Here is a 16729-nt window from a genome sequence, read left to right as displayed (position 1 = left end):
GGTCAGTCATTTTCTGAAAGGGGCTTTTCTTTTTTGTTCCGATCCATCAGACGGATCAACGCCTGGTGCAAAGGCAGGGGAAGGAGCGCGGGCAGCATGTATCTCCAATCGCCGGGCGCCCCGTAGCCGGTTTTCATTACGGTGCGGAAGATGGCGCGCGCCGTTTCCAGATCCCCCTGCCAATAAGATTCATAACCCTTGCGCAGCATTTCGCCATGAGTCAGCTCCCGAATGCGCCGCCTGCCCAACCGTTTCTCGACCTCGGGATGCTCGCGCAGAAATTCCCTCTGCACCCTCCAATGGTTGTGGGCAATGAGCGCCCGGTTCTTCGTCATCTGGCGGCCGTGGTGACGATAAAACGCCAGCACTTCGGGGACCCTAACCAGGGCGTGGCGGGTGGCCGCGCGTATCCAAAATGCGAAGTCCTCACAGCTTGTCCATTTCGGGTCGAATCCCCCAACGGCTTCGACGGCATGACGGCGCACCAGCGCCGCATGCACCGGCCAGCGCACACCGCCGACCAACCGCTCGAGCTTACCCTGTTCATGCTCATAATCGGGCGGTATAAAAGGTTTGCCTCGTCCGTCCGGTAGGCCCACATTCTGCCAGCCGCAATAAGCAATAGCCGCGCCGCTCGTTTCCAGCGCCTGCACCATCTTCTCGATGAAATCCTGCCGCCAGTAATCATCCGCATCGAGGAAGGCGAGATAACCGCCGGTGCTGACCCGGATGCCAGCATTGCGCGCTGCGGGCAGACCCGCGTTGGCTTGCTGCACGACACGGATACGCCCTGCGTACTTTTGCATGATGGCCGCCGAGCCGTCGCTGGAGCCATCGTCAACGACGATGACTTCGCACCGGGGATATGTTTGCGCGAGCGCTGCATCAATCGCCTCGGCCAGGAAGCGCTCGCCGTTAAAACACGGGATGATAATGGAAGCGGTGTGAGGACTCATTATAAAGCGCTGCGCTGCGCCCTCAGGGCCGTAGCCGAGTAACAAGCCGGCCTGATGCATAACGCAGCATGTGCCGCCAGCTCACATCATTGTCGGCAAACGCCAATTTACGCGCGAGTGCGGCGAGATCGTCTTGAGCGAAAATACTGACGCGGCGAATGCGCAACGGATCGTTATCGCGCAGCGCCCAGCCGGGGCGGGTGATGCACGCGCCGGTGTACCCGGCGCGGCGCACCGCATCCACCGCGCGGTCATCGTATTTACCATAAGGATAGGCAAAACTTTGCACGGACTCGCCCACTATTCCGGCCAGCTCTGTTTTCGAACGCCCTACTTCATCCGCGAGGCCGGTGTCGTCCAGCTCGGTTAGCCGGGCGTGACTGCGACTGTGCGCACCGATTTCCATGCCGGCTGCCGCCATCGCCCGTAGCTGCTCGCCGCTTAGCATGCGTTGAGGCGCCACACCGGGGTCGTCCCAACCTGACATGCCGCCAACGTCGCGGCTCACGATAAACCAGGTCGCGCGCATGCCGCGCTGTGCGAGCGCTTCAAAGGCAGGGTAGTTGTCCGCGTAGCCGTCATCGAAAGTCAATACGACCGTGCGATTCGGCAAACCGGCCGGATGGACCAGGTCACGCACACAGACCGTTGTCCAACCTTCGTCACGCAGCAAATCAAGCTGGGCGACAAACCAGCGGCAGGAAACGGCCCATCTCCAATCAGGTACACCGTTGCCGGGAACGACCGAATGGTACATCAGCGCGAGCGGCCCATGCGTGCCGGCGTTGCGCAGCAATCGGCGTGAAATGAAGTCTATGGACACTTGTCATCCCTGCTGAATTTTTTTCATTTTGATTTTACGGTAGTGTGAAATCTGCGTATGATCAGGTTGCCGCTCATTGATAGGTTTACGTAAGTAATTGTATAATATTAAAAATCATCGTACTTAATCGCGTCCCAAAAGGCAATGCTAAATAGCGTTGCCGCCCCGTCTAATAAGGCGACTCCTGCATGAAGTTAGCGATTCTCTTCTGGTTCTACAAAGACGCCCCATTATGCCTGAATCGTGTGCAGGTCTTGCGTAAGTATAATCCACACACGCCGATATTCGGACTCTATGGCGGTGATATTAATCAGGCAGAGGAATTCCGCGGCGCGCTGGGGCAATACCTGGACGACTTCTATGCGTACAACCAAGACAAAGACGTACAATGGAAATGGCGCAACGGCGACTTGATGATCGCGCAATGGCATCGCGACAGGGGCAAGGATTTATCCTGGGATACGGTGGTTATTGCTCAGTGGGACAAGTTGATTATCGGCGGCGTGGAAAAGCTTTTTCCCTCCCTGAAACAAGACGAGGTGCTGCTTTCCGGATTGCGCCCGGTAAAGGAAGTGGAAAGTTGGTGGTGGTGGCTGCGCGAGGGCTCCGCCGAGCGGCAGGAATATTTTAAGTTCATGGAATACATCAGGGCGGCCCATTCCTACCGCGATGAACCGCTATGCTGCGAATTTATCGTGGCATGCCTATCGAAACGGTTTCTTGATCATTACGCGCAGATACCCGATTCCGAACTCGGTTTTTTGGAATACAAGCTGCCTATCTATGCACAAATTTTCGGCATCCCGTTTTGCACCGCGCATCCCTACAACCCATGGTGGGCGGACGACCCTAGCACGCGATCGCTGCCGCTGCGCGCCAAAATCTTGAACGCCGACGTGCACGAAGTGCCCCTGCGCATGGTGTTTAGCCATTTACTGTCACGCACCGGCGGACGCATATTTCATCCGTACTTTCGCACCTATCCGCTTAGCTTGAAGAAACGCTTGCGCAGCGTTGCGGTTGAGATGATGGAAGAAGAACTTAAGCCGCGTTGGCGGAGATTGCAGCGGCGTTTTTTAGGCAGTTAAATAAGCGTGTCTAACAAAATGACAGGCCGGTGTTCGCTAGCGGGGTATCAGAAATAAACTATCGTTCATTTTGTTAGATGCTCTAAGCATTTTACTTCTTTCTAAAACCCAGTAGGCGTAATAAGTTCGCCTGCTCTTTCAGGAAAGCACGCGCCTTCCAATAAGTCCGCCTAGCCGGCGTGGCCTGTAATTCGGGTGCACGATTTGCGGGTGCAGCAGCCCCGCTTTGCTGGGTCGCGCCGAGCACTGCATTGCGTGTCGCCTCCAAATAGGCGCGCCCCCATTCCAGATCAGGCTCCAAGTGATTGCCTTCCGCCCATTCGTTCCAGGCATTAATAAAAACAATGCGCTCGTCGCCCGCCGGTTTACGCAGCGTTCTCTCCACCACCGTTCGCAGCCACGCTTGGTATTTTAGAGGCGTTGCGCCATCGAGAATAAAGGCGTTTTGCTTCCTGCGCGCACTGTTGTCCCAAGCAGGCGTTACGCCGTGAAACCGCTTGTAATCGGGTTCTGGTCTTTTCAGCATACCTTCCACAATGGTGTCGTAGTCAATCACGCTGTTTTCGATAAACCCCTTGGAGAGCACGCCGAGCTTTGCCAGCAGGCGATGAAAAGTCCCGCTAAATTTTAACTTGCCCATTACTCCGCCAAACGGGGCAAACTCCACCGATGCATCGAAACCGATGGCATGCGGATCAGCTTCGTTGCCGAAACTTTCCACCCTGATGAGATAAAGGCCGCCTATGCCGGCGCGCTTCGCCGCCTCGCGCCAAATTTCCGCGGTGCGAGCCGGATTTGGCAGCAGTCCGCTGCGATACACCAGGAATAAAGGTTTGCCATTTATCCTGATGTAGCGCTCGTCGCGAAAGGCGGGAATCAGACTTTCGATATGGGCGAGATCGTCCTCATGACTATATTTCTGTTCGAGCAGAACATTCTTCTCTCCGCCATCCCAAATCCTGGTCCAGTTCTCGTTGGCCCAGCAAAGGCAAAAGGGAAAATCCGGCTTGCCTGAGGCCAGCACCTCGTTGAACGGCCGCTCCAGGACACGCCGGCCGTTGAACCAGTAGTGGTAGTAACAAAACCCGTGGATGCCGTATTCATGCGCTAATGCGGCCTGAGCCTCCCGTGCTTCCGGTAGTCTCAAGTCATAAAATCCCAGATCAGCCGGTAGATGGGGCTGGTAATGTCCGGGGAAGAGTGGTCGCGCCTTGGCGACATTTCTCCATTCCGTGAAACCCTTGCCCCACCACTCGTCATTTTCGGGAATGGGGTGGAATTGGGGCAGATAAAATGCGATTAGTCGTATGTCCGGAGTCATGAACCGTCACTGCTTGCGCAAAATCAGCATCCAGTCCTCGTCATCCGGGCGTGGCGGGAGTCTTCCATCGACATTTCCTGGGTCTGCTGTTTGCCGATCACCGTTGCGCGGATTGAACCACTCGGCGGAATAGGCGCCGCGCCTATCGGTTCCTTGCAACAACGTCTCCGTCATCGGATCGAGCCCCTTCGGAAAATAAATCAGAAAAACCTTGTCTCCGCTCGCTTTGGTGAGGATGCGCTGCCCCTCGGGAAGGGGCAGGGCGGTGGTCACTGCCTGGGGCCGCGCCTCCAACTCCCACCAGTTCACGGATTCATAGGCTTGCCGCAGATAGCCCATTTGCTCAGCGCCAGGTTTCTTCAGAGCTTCCCACCAAGGCGGGGATACCCCAAACATCCAGAATGTTTTATCCACTATGAATTGCGTGGGGTACCACAGCCCATGAGCGCCATAGGTATAGCCGAAGGAGCCGGACTGAATAGCGCGATAGGCCACCAGCCGCACCCGATCCGCTGTCTTGCCGCGGATACCCTCGTAATTGCATTCGGCCTCCAGCACGGGCTTGGTCCCCTTGAGTCCGAAAGCGTGCGGGTACAGGTATATGTCTATGGACGGCACCCTGTCCTCCGGATGGCCGCATTGATTCATGATAAAATCATACCAGGGTTGATTCCACGCCACCCTATGTTCGGCGCCCGTGTTTTCCGGATGTATACTCATCGCTCGTTTATAAGGATCAATGTCCTTGATAAACTGGCCAAGCGCCATCACCTTCTTGATCCGCGCAGCATCGGCGCCCATGCTGTATTCGCCCATAATCAACCAGGTGACGGCGAAGGCGCCGTAACGCGCCACCATATAACGCCACAGCAGCTTTAAATCCTCCAGACTTGGTTTGTCGAGATCACGGTGGAAGCCCACCCCGATGACCGGCACAATCCCGGCTTCGTTGGCATAGCTGATATATTCGTCGGCGCCACGCCAGAAATCTATGTTCGCTGGCGTCCATTGACGCGGGTTAAGATGCGGCACGGGGGCATTTGTCGGACCCAAGAATGCCATCTGCGCCACCGTGAACCCCTGGCTCTTCCGGGTGTCCACCAGCGCCTTGAACATCGAAGGGTACTTCTTCGGATTGGATGAACCCTCGATGGGGCAAAGTTTGGATGGGCAAAACCACCACGTGTCTCCGAGCCAAAAGAACGGCGTGCCGTCCGAATAGGTCAGATAATGCTTGTTCTTGCTGACCTTCAGAAAGCCGCCGTGTTTGAACAGGGGGTTGTCGCCATCCGCCGGTAAAGCAAGCAGCATACCGTGCTGATCATGCAAGCCTGAATCGTCAATGCGACTGCAACGGGTTACATAAGTCCACTTGCCCGGCCTGGTCGGCGTGAAGCGAATCTTCCACGCGTTTTCGCCGTCCCAGTACCCAGGCACGTCAAGGCGGCTGCCATCGGGGCCGGTAAATTGGGCGGTCAACTCTACATCCATGGGCCTCTCGGAATCCTGACTGGAGGCAAATTCCAATTCCGTGACCCGCCACAACCTTGCCGCAGTCTCCGCAGTCTCCGCAGCCGACGCTAAATTTGGCAGCAGGAGCAGGGCAAAAAGCCAGCCGAAGGCGTGTACTCTTGAAGAAAGCATCAATTAATCCTGTTGTGGCTCAGCCGATATCGCTATTTTTTAAATAGGGCTTTTGCCAGCTCCACTTGCTTGCTGGCGAATGCAGCGGTCTTCCAATACAGCCGTTTAGCAACCGGAGTAGAAGGGCTCCCGATGCCTTTTGGAATGGGACTGTGACTGTTCTCACCCTCGCCGGATATTGCCGCCTTTTTCGCTATATCGGTCGCCTCCAGATAGGCGCGCCCCCACTTAAGGTCAGGCTCCAGGTGATTGCCCTCCGCCCACTCGTTCCAGGCGTTGATAAAGACTACCCTTTCATCGCCTTTGTGTTTTTTTAGCGTTCTTCGGAGCGCAGTTTTTAGCCAATCTCCATAGATCTCCGGCGTCGATCCATCGTAAATCCAGGCGCCCTGCTTCCTACGTGGGCTGTTGTCCCACGACGGTGTGACGCAGTGAAATCGGGTAAAGGTTGGATCAGGCCTTTGACGATGGAGGGCTGCGAGCCCCCGATAATTGCCCACATTGTTTTCGATGTACCCCTTACTCAGCAACCCTCTTCTTGCCAGCCACTCATAAAACTTGCCATGAAACTTCTTCTCGCCATAGTAGTTGCCGTCCGGGGCAAACTCTACCGCGGCGTCAAACCCGATACCGCGCGGATCAGTGGCATTGTCGAAACTCTCCACTCTGGCAAGATAAAGATCCCCAACGCCGGCCCGCTTTGCCGCCTCGCGCCAAATCTCGGCCGTCCGCGCCGGATCAGGCATAAGCTCAGTCCGATAGACCAGAAATAGCGGCTTGCCATCGATCCGTATATAGCGCTCGTCGCGGAAAGCGGGCATCAGACTCTCAATATGGGCAAGATCGTCCTCATGGTTGTACTTCTGCTCGAGCAGAACATTCTTCTCGCCCCCATCCCAAACCCTGGTCCAGTTCTCGTTCGCCCAGCACAGGCAGAAGGGAAAATCGGGTTTGCCGGAGGCCAATACCTCATTGAAAGGACGCTCTAGAATGCACCGGCCGTTGAACCAGTAGTGGTAGTAGCAAAAACCGTGGATGCCGTATTCCCGCGCCACCTCCGCCTGCGCCTCCCGCACCTCGGGTAGCCGCAAATCGTAAAAACCCAGGTCGGCCGGAATATGCGGCTGGTAATGGCCGGGGAACAATGGTTTAGCCTTCGTAACATTCCGCCATTCCGTAAAGCCCTTCCCCCACCATGCGTCATTTTCGGGAGTAGGGTGGAACTGAGGAAGGTAGAAGCAAATGAGCTTAATGTCCGCCATAAAAGTTTTCGAAAATAACAGCGGCCTAAGTCTTAAATAAGAATTTAAGCAAATCTACTTGCTCGGTAATGAGGGCAGAGACTTTCCAGTAAATGTATTTTAATGGGGGCATGGCGAGCAATCGGTTATTGTTTTTTGTATCGTTACAAAAATCTGGACAGCCGATCCCGCCAGGCACTCAGTAGTTTACTACCCCGGTGTGAGGAGGCGCCACCCGAAAGCTTTGCAAGGCGCGGGTAATCTTGCGCCACCTGATTCCATTCTTCTATCAGGGTACTATCTGGATTATCCGCTCTGTTTGCAGCGGCGACTGCCAGCCATTTTGCACCACGCGCCTCCTCGGCGAGCTTTTGTAATAGATTGATTGGAGGCTGCCGGCTGTTGGCAGCCTCTCGTAGCGGTGCATAGTTCGACGCATATACAATATCATGCAGAATGATAAGCGCATCCAATACTTCCATTCGATATTGACGATGAGCCCGGTTTGTTTCGCTCGTTGCCCCTTTATGCACTCGAAAAGTCGCCAGTTTTTCCGCCACATAGACTAAGCCGGTATGGATGGCAACCCGTGTCCAATACTCCAAGTCGCAGGACATGATTAAATGAGGATTAAATAATCCATATTGGTCAAAAACACTTTTTCTCAACATGACGCTGGTAGGCTCGCCTACGAAATTCATCCCTATCCGAGCAAGCGCCAATTGACAATAGTCTTGTGCGGAAATCCTGCCAGACTCCGAAAAAATGTTATCAATCAAACGCTGATTATCAAAATAAAACTGTCGGACATCTTTGGTGGTGTCCTCATCGAATAAGTAATTGCGTTTGCATGCAACAAAAAAAACGTCCTGCGCTGATGCGGCAACCAGCCGTTCTAAACAGCCGGGCGCGATCAGGTCGTCCTGAAAGACGAACTTGATCCACTCGCCGTGGGCTAGTTCAATGCAATGGTTCCAGTTATCTACCAGCCCACGATTCTGCTCGTTTCGGGCCAATCGGATTCGTTGATCGCTGGCCGCGTAACGCTCAAGGATTTCAAAAGTGGCATCGGTTGATCCATCATCGACCAAAAGAATCTCAATATCTTTGTAGGTCTGGCTCAACACGCTGTCCAAACAGGACTCCAGATATCGGGCGCCGTTATATGTGGGTATGCAGATGCTGACGATTGGCATTATTGATCCTTACGAACACGCTACAGCACTGGACTGAGATATGGCAGCCATGACAAATACCTAAGAGGGACCAATCTGTCTAGCAATATATTTTTTTATGCGAGTAAGCAGGCTCGGATCTGCCTCTTTTGTTCGTGGCAGCAACTGAGTTATGTGGGGATAGTGCCGGGAGAAGTTCTCCCACTCCGTAAGGAGCGTGAAATCGTTTTGGCTGTTCTGGGCATGGATGGCAAGCCACCGCACATCTTGGGCTATTTGCACTAGTTTTTGAATAGGGTCAATTGGCGGGTTGACTCTTGCGGCATGCGCCCGGAGAGAGGCATATTGATTAGAAAAAGCAAGGTTGTTGCACAGTAACACTCTCTCTAGTTCTGCCCGGTACAGGCGTGTATGGCGGATGATCCCGCTCATGGATGCTTTGTGGATGCGGAAGGTTGCAAGTACCTCCGGTACGATGGTTAAACCTTCATGGCTACCAATACGAATCCAGCATTCCATATCAGCGAATGTCGCAATATCAGGATTGAACTGGCCATACCGCTCGAAACAATCCCTATGTATCAGCATTGAAGTTGGCTCACCTACGAAGTTCTTCTGCCAGCGTGCCAGTACCGCATGACAAAAGGTTGTAGCGTCGACTCGATGATGTTCACCGAACACCGATTTGAGGTCAGGCATGGCCAGGTATTCGTCCCGTACTTGGTGGGGCGTCTCCGGCGAGAAAAGGAAGTCTTTCCAGCAAGCCACGAAGCGACTTTCTGCACTTGTGGCTTCCAACATGCGTTCAAGACACCTGAGCGCCAGCAGGTCATCTTGAAAAACATACTTAATCCATTCTCCGTGTGAATGTTGGATGCAGCGGTTGTAGTTTCCGGCACCGCCAAGCCCAGAATGTGTTTTGTATTCAAAAATTTGAATACGAGGGTCGTCAGCGGCGTGCTGTGCTGCAATTGCAACAGTCTCATCTGTTGAGTTGTCATCGACGATAACGATTTCGAAATCACTGAAGCTTTGACTGCGAACGCTGCGTAGGCAATCATCCAAAAATGCCGCGCCATTGAATGTGGGAATGCAGACGCTTACGACAGGGGCTGCCATTATTTACCGCTCTGTTCGGCGTAGGTACGTACTGCGGGCGCATTGGCGACGGCGGAGTACAGAATATCGCCGATGGTGCCGATATCCTTGGAATTTACAGCGGTACCGGTGGGAAGTACTAGTACCCGGTCGGCTAAGGCTTCCGTGTGGGGTAGTAACAGACCGGCATGGGGGAAAAATGAGCGGTAGGGTTCCATGCGATGGCAACCTGGATAGAAATAACGTCGGGCGATGACATTTTCTGCATGCAGAACTTTGATCAGTTCATCACGGTTAAGGCCGGTCTGGGACTCGTCTACCTCCACCACGACGTATTGGTAGTTGTTTTGTTCACTGTTATCATACCCTATCAGCTTAAGTCCATGAAAGTCCGCAAAGGATGCAGTGTAAGTTTCGTGGTTGGCCTGGTTGGTGGCGATGAAACTGTCCATGCTCTCAAGGGACGTGAGAGCCATAGCAGCCGATGCTTCACTCATCTTTCCGTTGGTGCCGATATAGATGACATTGTCGTAACCACTGAATCCAAAATTCTTCATCAAGCGGATTTTCGCTGCCAGCGCGTCATCGTTGGTGGTGACCGCTCCACCCTCGAAGGCGTTGAAAAACTTGGTGGCATGAAAACTGAACACTTCAGCGTCGCCGAAATTGCCGAGGTGGCGCCCACCGGTGGTACAGCCGAAGGCATGGGCGGCGTCGAATAGCAGCTTGAGTCGGCGTCGCTGCGCGATCTCGGCGAGTGCCGGAATGTCACAAGGACGGCCCCAGACGTGTACACCGATGATGCCCGTAGTACGGGGTGTGATGAGTTCTTCCACACGTCGTGGATCAAGATTATGGGTCGCCGGGCCAACGTCGCAGAACACAGGGGTGATTTCCTGCCATTGCAGGGCATGGGCGGTGGCAATGAAGGTAAAAGAAGGGGCGATCACCTCGCCCTTCAACTCCAACGCACGAATGACAATTTCCAGAGCTACTGTCGCGTTGCACATGGCGATGCAGTGCTTCACGCCCAGCATCTTTTCCAGTTCACGTTCTAGTTCCTGCACGTAGGGTCCGTTGTTGGTAAGCCAGCGGCGGTCGAGCATGTCGTTGAGTCGTGCCATCAAACGTTCTCGGTCGCCGATGTTGGGACGCCCTACATATAGGGGTTCGGGGAACGTCGGGGCGGCACCGAGAATGGCGAGGGGTCTAGTATTGTTCATTCGTTCACTTTCCCGATAACACGGGCTGGTACTCCATAGGCCAGCATACTTGCTGGAATATCCCGCACCACGGCAGCCCCAGCTCCAATGAAGGCATCTGAGCCTATGCGGACACGATCGCTCACGCAGCAACCAATGCCTATCCAAGCGCGTTCTCCCACCTGTACTCTACCGGCTAAATGTACACCCGGGCCAATGTGGGCAGCTGCGCCAATTTCGCATTCATGGTCTACTGTGGCCCCGGTGTTGACGATGACGTTGGTGCCTAACTTGCTACCCGGATTAATCGCGGCCTGGGCTGCCACTACGCAGCCTGGGCCGATTTCCACGTTGCCGGCAATATAGGCTCGCGGGTGTATTGCGCTGACCAGCTCAAAACCTGTGTTGACAAGCATTTCAGCTATTCGAGTGCGCGTTGCACAATGACCGATTGCCACGATGGCGTGAGTCACACCGTCGGCGCGCAAGGCCGCCAGTTCGTTGGAACCGCCAAGGATTGAGGCTCCGGCGAATTTCGCACCGTGGCGTTCGTGATTCACATCGTCCAGAAATCCGATGATACGGTACTGATCCATTTGGCCAAGGATATCGGCCACTACTAGGGCATGGCCTCCAGCACCGAACACGACGATAGGAGGTTTTCTGGTCACAGTGCGGTTTTGCATTCGCGGAAGTGGATAGTCTTGTCGTCAACCACATTATGTTTAAGCTCAGCTAACTTTTGAGAGCCCGCAAGAATTTCAGCTTCGCAAAATTCCGCACCATAGAGAGCCGGATTAACATCATCGAGAAAGCCAACAATTTCATACCCCCCCCGAAGCCGTATAGTATCGGCCACGATTAGGGCGTGGCCACCGCCTTCCCAAATTGCCAATTTATTTTTCGGGGGCATTAATTACCTTAGATTGTCCTAGTTTGATGAGTTGTCGGTCAGCATGGGGTATCATTTTCGCGCCTCGCATATCAGCAATGAGTCGGGGCGGGTTTCGCGATTTTGCATATCAGGCACTTCGCTCTTGCCCCATTCAACGTCGCGTATGTCGGTAAAACCAGCTTCTCGCAACCGCCTATGCAGCTCCTCTCGATCGTATATCCATTGATGCCCCCACCACCTGAAAAAAATATTCATCATTTCGGCACGCGTTTTAATGAACTGATAGGCTGGCCAAGTTAACCAATCCTGTTCCCGCCAATTGCCTAGATAGGCCTTTTCAATGAGTACGTCGAGGGATGGCATTGCGATTCTTACTACCCCTCCTGGTTGAAGTGCGCGATGGCACTCGCGCAGGAACGAAAGCCCAGCGTTGACGCTTATGTGTTCCAACATGTGTTCAGTAAAAATCAACCCACAGGAAGAGTCCTCCACAGGAATTCCCCAGGCCAAGTCCCAGATAATATCGGTATCTGTTAGATCCTTATTTAGATCTATGTTGATCCAGCCATTGAATCTGATTTCCCCGCAACCTAGGTGCAATTTATAGGGACGCTGCCATAGTTTTAATTTTCTATGGGCTTCATTTTTTCGTTTGTGAAATTCCCATTTGTTAAATGCAGAACGGTAATATTTGTATGCTATTTTGAAAGGATCTGCCATTATATTAAATTCCAAATAATCACTTCTTTGTTATTCATCAATCGGTTGCGGGCTAGCCATTTTGGAAGACAGCATTCTATTTTCTCCAAAATTCCATGTGGCATTTAAGTGGAATAACCCCATTTCCTGTTGGCGGGTGATGAAGTGATCATGCGAAAAAACCTGGAAGGAGAAAAGATTTTCCCCATAAAACGATTCACGGCCTTCCGGGGTTCCTATCCATGCACGCATTGAGTAGATGCCTGGCAACAGCGTCATGGACTCGAAATGCAATTCGACAGCATGATCGCCCGTCTCGAAATCACGCGGGTCCTCGACATTATTATTGGCGGTGAGATATACGAAATCGGTGGTGTGTGCGCCGATGAGGAAACAAATACGCTCAAGAGGTTTGTTAATTGTAAATTGAATACATATGTGGAAGGGCGAGAGGAAATTAATCCGATCCGCAGATTGGCCGTGCTCATCGTAAAAATCCATGCCCTTAAAGGTTAGCTCATCTGACGTTCTGAACTTTCCACCACTAGTATTTGAAGCGTCTGACTTGATTTTCTGGTTGCTGTAATCGAAGAAGAGATTACTTACTTCGGTTGGATCACCGTCGGCCACTGTGTGACCATGATCCAACATAATGACTCTGCTACAGAGGCGTTCGACTTGCCTGATATTGTGACTTACCAATAATACGGTTTTCTCCTGCCTATTAATCAAATCTTCGATCCGGTCGAAACACTTCCGCTGAAACGCCAGATCACCCACAGCCAGCACCTCGTCTACGATCAGAATATCCGACTCCACGCTGGTGGCGACGGAAAATCCCAACCGCACTTGCATGCCTGATGAGTAACGCTTGATCGGGGTATCTATGAATTCTTCCAGTTCGGCGAAGGCGACGATGTCGTCGAACTTGCGGTCGATTTCCTTCTTCGGCATGCCGAGGATGGCGCCGTTGAGATAGATGTTTTCGCGGCCGGTGAGGTCGCCAACCAGGCCGGCTCCTACCTCAATCAATGGGGCGATCTTGCCTTTGACGGTGATGCTGCCGCTGGAGGGTTTTGAAATGTTGGCGAGCAACTTGAGCATCGTGCTCTTGCCGGCGCCGTTGTGACCGATGATGCCCAACACCTCGCCTTGCTCGACGGAGAAAGTGACGTCATCCAGGGCCTTGAATGGCTTGCGCTCTTCCACCGGCTGGCCGGTGAGTCGCCGCCACTGGTTGAGTGCGGTGGTTTTCAGGCTGTGCAACTGCCCGAGCTTGAATTCCTTGGTGACGTGGTTGACTTCAATGATGCTCATAGCGGATAGGGGTTAGGGGGTAGTGACGGAATTTCATGGCTCGCGCTCCTGGCGGGCTTGGTATTGTGCCAGTTCGTAAAATTCATCCAGCTTCGTTTGCAGCATATGCTTGTCTGGCAGTTTGGTCACATATTCTGCCACAAGTGTTGGTGAGAGGCTGCGCGAAAGGGCGTATTCCACTACATCATGGTCGCGACTCTTGCACAGTAGCACACCAATGCTGGCCGCTTCGTGGGGTTTCTTGTGGTCGCGGTCGAGGGCCTCGAGATAGAACTCCAGTTGCCCCAGGTAGGCGGGTTTGAAATCGTCGATCCTGAGTTCGAAAGCCACGAGGGCTTGAAGGCCGCGATGGTAGAGCAGAAGGTCGATGAAAAAATCCTTGGCGCCTACCTGGATAAGGTATTCCTCATCCACGAAGCAGAATTCTCGCCCCAGTTCGAGCAGGAACTGTTTGAGGTTGGCAAGCAGGCCTTTCTGCAGGTCGTGTTCGCTGTGGACATGGGGCAGGCTAAGAAAGTCTATAAGATAGCCGTCCTTGAAGGCAGATTCGGCACCGGGGTGGATTTCTCTCAACGCCGGTGAGAGTTTTGGTTTGGCGATCAGGGTGCGCTCGAACAGGCCGCCATCAAGTTGCCGCTCCAGTTCGCGTTTGGTCCACCGCTCCTGTACCGCGAGGCGAAGATAGAAGCCCCGTTCCTCCTGCGATCTGCACTTGGACAAAATAACCAGGTTGTGGGTCCAGGACAATTCTCTCACCACTGGTGAGAGAATTGCGTCTTCTCGGTAGGTCTCGTGGAACTGGCGCATCCGCCAAAGATTTTGCGGGGAGTATCCCCTGATAACGGGTTCATGGATCACCAGCCAGTCGGCCAAGCGCTTGATCGTACCTTGCCCCCAGCCGTCCGCTGCAATCTTGTGGCTGAGGTATTCGCCAATCCGCCAGTAAAGCGCTACCAGTTCGCGGTTGACGGCCGCCAAGGCCTGGCCGCGCGCTTGGCGAACGAAATCGAGGATGGGAGCAAAAGCATCCTCTTCGTGCGGCGATGAGATTGGCGAGTGGTAGTTAGTCATTAGGCGTTAGCGAGTAGGGGATAGTTTAAAGGGCGTAGCGGATAGGGCATAGCGATTAGTCGGTGGCTCAGGCTGCTTTATACTGTCTGACGTCTGTTTCGAGTGTTGGCGAGCAGTTTAAGCATCGTGCTTTTGCCGGAACCGTTGTGGCCGATGATGCCGACGACTTCGCCTGCTTCGATGCTGAAACTGACGTCGTCCAGCGCCTTGAACGGAGCGCGCTCTTCTACCGGCTGGCCGGTGAGCCGCCGCCACTGGTTGAGGGCGGTGGTTTTCAGGCTGTGCAACTGCCCGAGCTTGAATTCCTTGGTGACGTGGTTGACTTCAATGATGCTCATAGCGGATAGGGGGTAGTGATTAGCGTGTAGTTTAAGGGCATAGCGAATAGGGGTTAGTACTGCGAGGCGGCAGTGACGCCGTGGCAGTCCATAGACGTTCAACATTATATTGCCACCTCAATAGTTTCATCCAACCTCCCAAGGTTTTGGTTCCGATCCGGCAAGGTTTCGCGCGCCGTGTACGACTGTCAGGATTTGGATCAGGTGAGGGCGCAGTCGGTAGATAATCCGGTAACGCTGAAAGATGATCTCGCGAATATCTTCCAGCCCGGCTTCGGGCACTTGCCTGCCGATTTCAGGATGGATGATCAGTCGCTCAGCAGATCTCGTCATGCGGTCGACAAAACGGACCGCGTAGAAGGGGTGGTCCAGGGCAATATAATCGTGGACTGCCTGCAAGGCTTCTACTGCAGGCTCGGTCCAGACGAGCTTCATTGCGTGCCGAAGCGCTTGCGCACCTCCTCATGGGTCAGCACCCGGTCTTCATCTGCGGCCTTGATTCCATCTTCGATCTTTTGCCTGACGTAGACCTCATACATCAGGTCATCCCAACTCGCGGTATCCGGAAGGTTTTCAACCAGTCGTTTGGCTTCATTTTTCACTGATGTTGCTGTCATGGTGGATCTCCTTGGGTAGCAGATAGCGGGTAGCGATTAGTTAATAGCGCATAGTGGTTAGTTTAAAGGGCGTAGCGGATAGTGCATAGCGGTTAGTTGGTGGCTCAGGCTGCTTTGTATTGTCTGACGTCCAATTCGACACCTGCTTCCAGCGCTTCCTCGGCGTGTTCAAACAAGTGCCTGACGACGGCATCATCGATGTATTCTTCCCCGCAGTTTGTACAGACTTGGGCGGGCACGTGCTTGAATACCAGAGTGGCTTGCCCCCGTTCAAGTGTAACGGTGGCAAATCCTTCGCGGGTTTCTCCCAGATTGCAGATAAGGCATTTCATGTCGGTTTCCTCTTTTTGAATCCGTCTTCCCACAGTGAGTGATCGGGCTCATAGACGGTGATCACGATGTCTGTTCTTTCCTGGTTGTCGTAAGCGGCGACCACGTGAATCGGCCGTCCTCTGCACCAGCCAAGTATCAAGCGGCTTGGGTAGGGAACGTCATCAGGATAGTCCTGGATCACTTCACCCAGGTCAATAACGGCTTTTACGTCTGCCTCTCCAATGTTACGTTCAAACATTTGCTTGATGGCGTGGCTTCTGTATATCAGTTTCTTTGCATTCATAAATCCAGTAGCGGTGTTTTGTCTCGTCTAGAGAAGTGCTAATGTCTTCGCTTTTGCAGGCATTGCGAGAGTATTCATGGGGGGTCAGTTGCCTAGCAATTTGGCATATCGGGACGCCTCTTTGCTCAACGTCTCAATACCCCTATCTGAGAGCCTGGACTTACCTTACGCCACTCCGTGTAATCGAAGCGCTCTCTTGTCAGGCAGCAACGAAGTGCTCGGCTTTCAACCGCCCCCAGTGCCTGAATAAGCGTCTGCATCGAACTTCTCCTCGGGGCATTATCCCCTTATCTGGGTGTCCGTGAAAACGGGGGGTCAACTCGGATTCTTGGCGCAAGCAACAAGGCTGCTGCGTCACGACTACAAGAGTCAGGGGCTAATACGCCTCCACCTCCACGATGCGGCTCCAGTCCTTGGACGCTGAGTTGTTGACAAGCACCCGGATTTTGCCGGTGCTGATGCTTGCAAAGGTGAATTGCCGCCAGACTTTGTTGTTACCGGTGACCGTGCCCCCGGGAATAGCCGCCCAGGCAGAGCCGTTCCAGTATTGAACGTCGAAGGTGGTGATGCCGTAGAGGCTGAAGCTCATCGCCTGACTCGGTTCAACCGGACTCTGAGCGTTGTCCTG

At 53.6% G+C, this 16729-nt stretch carries 19 protein-coding genes and 1 pseudogene; 1 reads left to right on the top strand and 19 read right to left on the bottom strand.

Annotation, left to right across the window (positions count from 1 at the left end):
* Nucleotides 1-2: 2 nt before the first annotated feature.
* Together HY028_07940 and HY028_07935 are read right to left on the bottom strand one after the other, a co-directional pair.
* Nucleotides 3-956 (bottom strand): glycosyltransferase, encoded by a 954-nt coding sequence (locus HY028_07940; GenBank protein MBI3344765.1) that lies wholly within the window; start codon nucleotides 954-956, stop codon nucleotides 3-5.
* A 22-nt stretch (nucleotides 957-978) separates the two neighbouring features.
* Nucleotides 979-1713 carry a polysaccharide deacetylase family protein gene (locus HY028_07935; protein ID MBI3344764.1) on the bottom strand — a complete coding sequence of 245 codons (735 nt, stop codon included), beginning with the start codon at nucleotides 1711-1713 and terminating at the stop codon, nucleotides 979-981.
* A 254-nt stretch (nucleotides 1714-1967) separates the two neighbouring features.
* On the opposite strand from HY028_07935, the gene HY028_07930 reads away from it, so the two are divergent.
* Nucleotides 1968-2867, top strand: coding sequence for a hypothetical protein (locus HY028_07930; protein ID MBI3344763.1), 900 nt, complete (start codon nucleotides 1968-1970; stop codon nucleotides 2865-2867).
* 91 nt (nucleotides 2868-2958) lie between these two features.
* Here HY028_07930 and HY028_07925 read toward each other — a convergent pair whose 3' ends face one another.
* The 17 genes and pseudogenes from HY028_07925 to HY028_07845 all read right to left on the bottom strand — a co-directional run bounded on the left by HY028_07925 (nucleotide 2959) and on the right by HY028_07845 (nucleotide 16690).
* The gene (locus HY028_07925) at nucleotides 2959-4188 is read right to left on the bottom strand and encodes a glycoside hydrolase family 99-like domain-containing protein (protein ID MBI3344762.1); all 1230 of its coding nucleotides are present in this window, start codon (nucleotides 4186-4188) and stop codon (nucleotides 2959-2961) included.
* Nucleotides 4189-4194: 6 nt separating this feature from the next.
* Nucleotides 4195-5832 (bottom strand): DUF4038 domain-containing protein, encoded by a 1638-nt coding sequence (locus tag HY028_07920; protein ID MBI3344761.1) that lies wholly within the window; start codon nucleotides 5830-5832, stop codon nucleotides 4195-4197.
* A gap of 32 nt (nucleotides 5833-5864) precedes the next feature.
* Nucleotides 5865-7094 (bottom strand): glycoside hydrolase family 99-like domain-containing protein, encoded by a 1230-nt coding sequence (locus HY028_07915; protein MBI3344760.1) that lies wholly within the window; start codon nucleotides 7092-7094, stop codon nucleotides 5865-5867.
* Between the two features lie 143 nt (nucleotides 7095-7237).
* Complete coding sequence (locus HY028_07910) at nucleotides 7238-8269, bottom strand: glycosyltransferase family 2 protein (protein MBI3344759.1); 1032 nt, start codon at nucleotides 8267-8269, stop codon at nucleotides 7238-7240.
* Nucleotides 8270-8329: 60 nt separating this feature from the next.
* Nucleotides 8330-9367 carry a glycosyltransferase gene (locus HY028_07905; GenBank protein MBI3344758.1) on the bottom strand — a complete coding sequence of 346 codons (1038 nt, stop codon included), beginning with the start codon at nucleotides 9365-9367 and terminating at the stop codon, nucleotides 8330-8332.
* Nucleotides 9367-10569, bottom strand: coding sequence for an aminotransferase class I/II-fold pyridoxal phosphate-dependent enzyme (locus HY028_07900; GenBank protein ID MBI3344757.1), 1203 nt, complete (start codon nucleotides 10567-10569; stop codon nucleotides 9367-9369). Before HY028_07900 ends, HY028_07905 begins: the two co-directional genes overlap by 1 nt.
* Nucleotides 10566-11234 carry an acetyltransferase gene (locus HY028_07895; protein MBI3344756.1) on the bottom strand — a complete coding sequence of 223 codons (669 nt, stop codon included), beginning with the start codon at nucleotides 11232-11234 and terminating at the stop codon, nucleotides 10566-10568. The genes HY028_07900 and HY028_07895 overlap by 4 nt, the downstream gene beginning before the upstream one ends.
* A complete protein-coding gene (locus tag HY028_07890) occupies nucleotides 11216-11461 on the bottom strand; it encodes a hypothetical protein (GenBank protein ID MBI3344755.1) in 246 nt (81 codons plus the stop codon). Before HY028_07890 ends, HY028_07895 begins: the two co-directional genes overlap by 19 nt.
* A 51-nt stretch (nucleotides 11462-11512) precedes the next feature.
* Complete coding sequence (locus tag HY028_07885; protein MBI3344754.1) at nucleotides 11513-12163, bottom strand: methyltransferase domain-containing protein; 651 nt, start codon at nucleotides 12161-12163, stop codon at nucleotides 11513-11515.
* A 30-nt stretch (nucleotides 12164-12193) separates the two neighbouring features.
* Nucleotides 12194-13459, bottom strand: a complete 1266-nt coding sequence (locus HY028_07880) for an ABC transporter ATP-binding protein (GenBank protein MBI3344753.1) — start codon at nucleotides 13457-13459, stop codon at nucleotides 12194-12196.
* 33 nt (nucleotides 13460-13492) lie between these two features.
* On the bottom strand, nucleotides 13493-14530 hold the full coding sequence (locus HY028_07875; GenBank protein ID MBI3344752.1) for a DUF1016 domain-containing protein: 1038 nt from the start codon (nucleotides 14528-14530) through the stop codon (nucleotides 13493-13495).
* Nucleotides 14531-14634: 104 nt separating this feature from the next.
* Nucleotides 14635-14868, bottom strand: a pseudogene (locus HY028_07870) (ATP-binding cassette domain-containing protein).
* A gap of 126 nt (nucleotides 14869-14994) precedes the next feature.
* Nucleotides 14995-15303 (bottom strand): type II toxin-antitoxin system RelE/ParE family toxin, encoded by a 309-nt coding sequence (locus tag HY028_07865; GenBank protein ID MBI3344751.1) that lies wholly within the window; start codon nucleotides 15301-15303, stop codon nucleotides 14995-14997.
* On the bottom strand, nucleotides 15300-15485 hold the full coding sequence (locus HY028_07860; protein ID MBI3344750.1) for a hypothetical protein: 186 nt from the start codon (nucleotides 15483-15485) through the stop codon (nucleotides 15300-15302). The genes HY028_07865 and HY028_07860 overlap by 4 nt, the downstream gene beginning before the upstream one ends.
* Nucleotides 15486-15589: 104 nt before the next feature.
* On the bottom strand, nucleotides 15590-15817 hold the full coding sequence (locus HY028_07855) for a type II toxin-antitoxin system MqsA family antitoxin (GenBank protein ID MBI3344749.1): 228 nt from the start codon (nucleotides 15815-15817) through the stop codon (nucleotides 15590-15592).
* Nucleotides 15814-16101: a DUF4258 domain-containing protein gene (locus HY028_07850; GenBank protein MBI3344748.1), complete on the bottom strand. Its 288-nt coding sequence runs from the start codon at nucleotides 16099-16101 to the stop codon at nucleotides 15814-15816. Before HY028_07850 ends, HY028_07855 begins: the two co-directional genes overlap by 4 nt.
* 376 nt (nucleotides 16102-16477) lie before the next feature.
* Nucleotides 16478-16690 carry a hypothetical protein gene (locus HY028_07845; GenBank protein ID MBI3344747.1) on the bottom strand — a complete coding sequence of 71 codons (213 nt, stop codon included), beginning with the start codon at nucleotides 16688-16690 and terminating at the stop codon, nucleotides 16478-16480.
* Nucleotides 16691-16729: the final 39 nt, after the last annotated feature.

The sequence above is a fragment of the Gammaproteobacteria bacterium genome (genome assembly GCA_016195665.1).
GTDB lineage: Bacteria > Pseudomonadota > Gammaproteobacteria > SURF-13 > SURF-13 > JACPZD01.
This window is presented reverse-complemented; position numbering and strand designations above follow the sequence as displayed.

Coding starts and splice junctions, on each gene's coding strand:
- HY028_07930 (MBI3344763.1), top strand. CDS start 1,968: ATGAAGTTAGCGATTCTCTTCTGGTTCTACAAAGACGCCCCATTATGC.
- HY028_07880 (MBI3344753.1), bottom strand. CDS start 13,459: ATGAGCATCATTGAAGTCAACCACGTCACCAAGGAATTCAAGCTCGGG.
- HY028_07845 (MBI3344747.1), bottom strand. CDS start 16,690: ATGAGCTTCAGCCTCTACGGCATCACCACCTTCGACGTTCAATACTGG.
- HY028_07865 (MBI3344751.1), bottom strand. CDS start 15,303: ATGAAGCTCGTCTGGACCGAGCCTGCAGTAGAAGCCTTGCAGGCAGTC.
- HY028_07875 (MBI3344752.1), bottom strand. CDS start 14,530: ATGACTAACTACCACTCGCCAATCTCATCGCCGCACGAAGAGGATGCT.
- HY028_07910 (MBI3344759.1), bottom strand. CDS start 8,269: ATGCCAATCGTCAGCATCTGCATACCCACATATAACGGCGCCCGATAT.
- HY028_07860 (MBI3344750.1), bottom strand. CDS start 15,485: ATGACAGCAACATCAGTGAAAAATGAAGCCAAACGACTGGTTGAAAAC.
- HY028_07890 (MBI3344755.1), bottom strand. CDS start 11,461: ATGCCCCCGAAAAATAAATTGGCAATTTGGGAAGGCGGTGGCCACGCC.
- HY028_07900 (MBI3344757.1), bottom strand. CDS start 10,569: ATGAACAATACTAGACCCCTCGCCATTCTCGGTGCCGCCCCGACGTTC.
- HY028_07915 (MBI3344760.1), bottom strand. CDS start 7,094: ATGGCGGACATTAAGCTCATTTGCTTCTACCTTCCTCAGTTCCACCCT.
- HY028_07895 (MBI3344756.1), bottom strand. CDS start 11,234: ATGCAAAACCGCACTGTGACCAGAAAACCTCCTATCGTCGTGTTCGGT.
- HY028_07855 (MBI3344749.1), bottom strand. CDS start 15,817: ATGAAATGCCTTATCTGCAATCTGGGAGAAACCCGCGAAGGATTTGCC.
- HY028_07940 (MBI3344765.1), bottom strand. CDS start 956: ATGAGTCCTCACACCGCTTCCATTATCATCCCGTGTTTTAACGGCGAG.
- HY028_07905 (MBI3344758.1), bottom strand. CDS start 9,367: ATGGCAGCCCCTGTCGTAAGCGTCTGCATTCCCACATTCAATGGCGCG.
- HY028_07935 (MBI3344764.1), bottom strand. CDS start 1,713: ATGTACCATTCGGTCGTTCCCGGCAACGGTGTACCTGATTGGAGATGG.
- HY028_07885 (MBI3344754.1), bottom strand. CDS start 12,163: ATGGCAGATCCTTTCAAAATAGCATACAAATATTACCGTTCTGCATTT.
- HY028_07920 (MBI3344761.1), bottom strand. CDS start 5,832: ATGCTTTCTTCAAGAGTACACGCCTTCGGCTGGCTTTTTGCCCTGCTC.
- HY028_07850 (MBI3344748.1), bottom strand. CDS start 16,101: ATGAATGCAAAGAAACTGATATACAGAAGCCACGCCATCAAGCAAATG.
- HY028_07925 (MBI3344762.1), bottom strand. CDS start 4,188: ATGACTCCGGACATACGACTAATCGCATTTTATCTGCCCCAATTCCAC.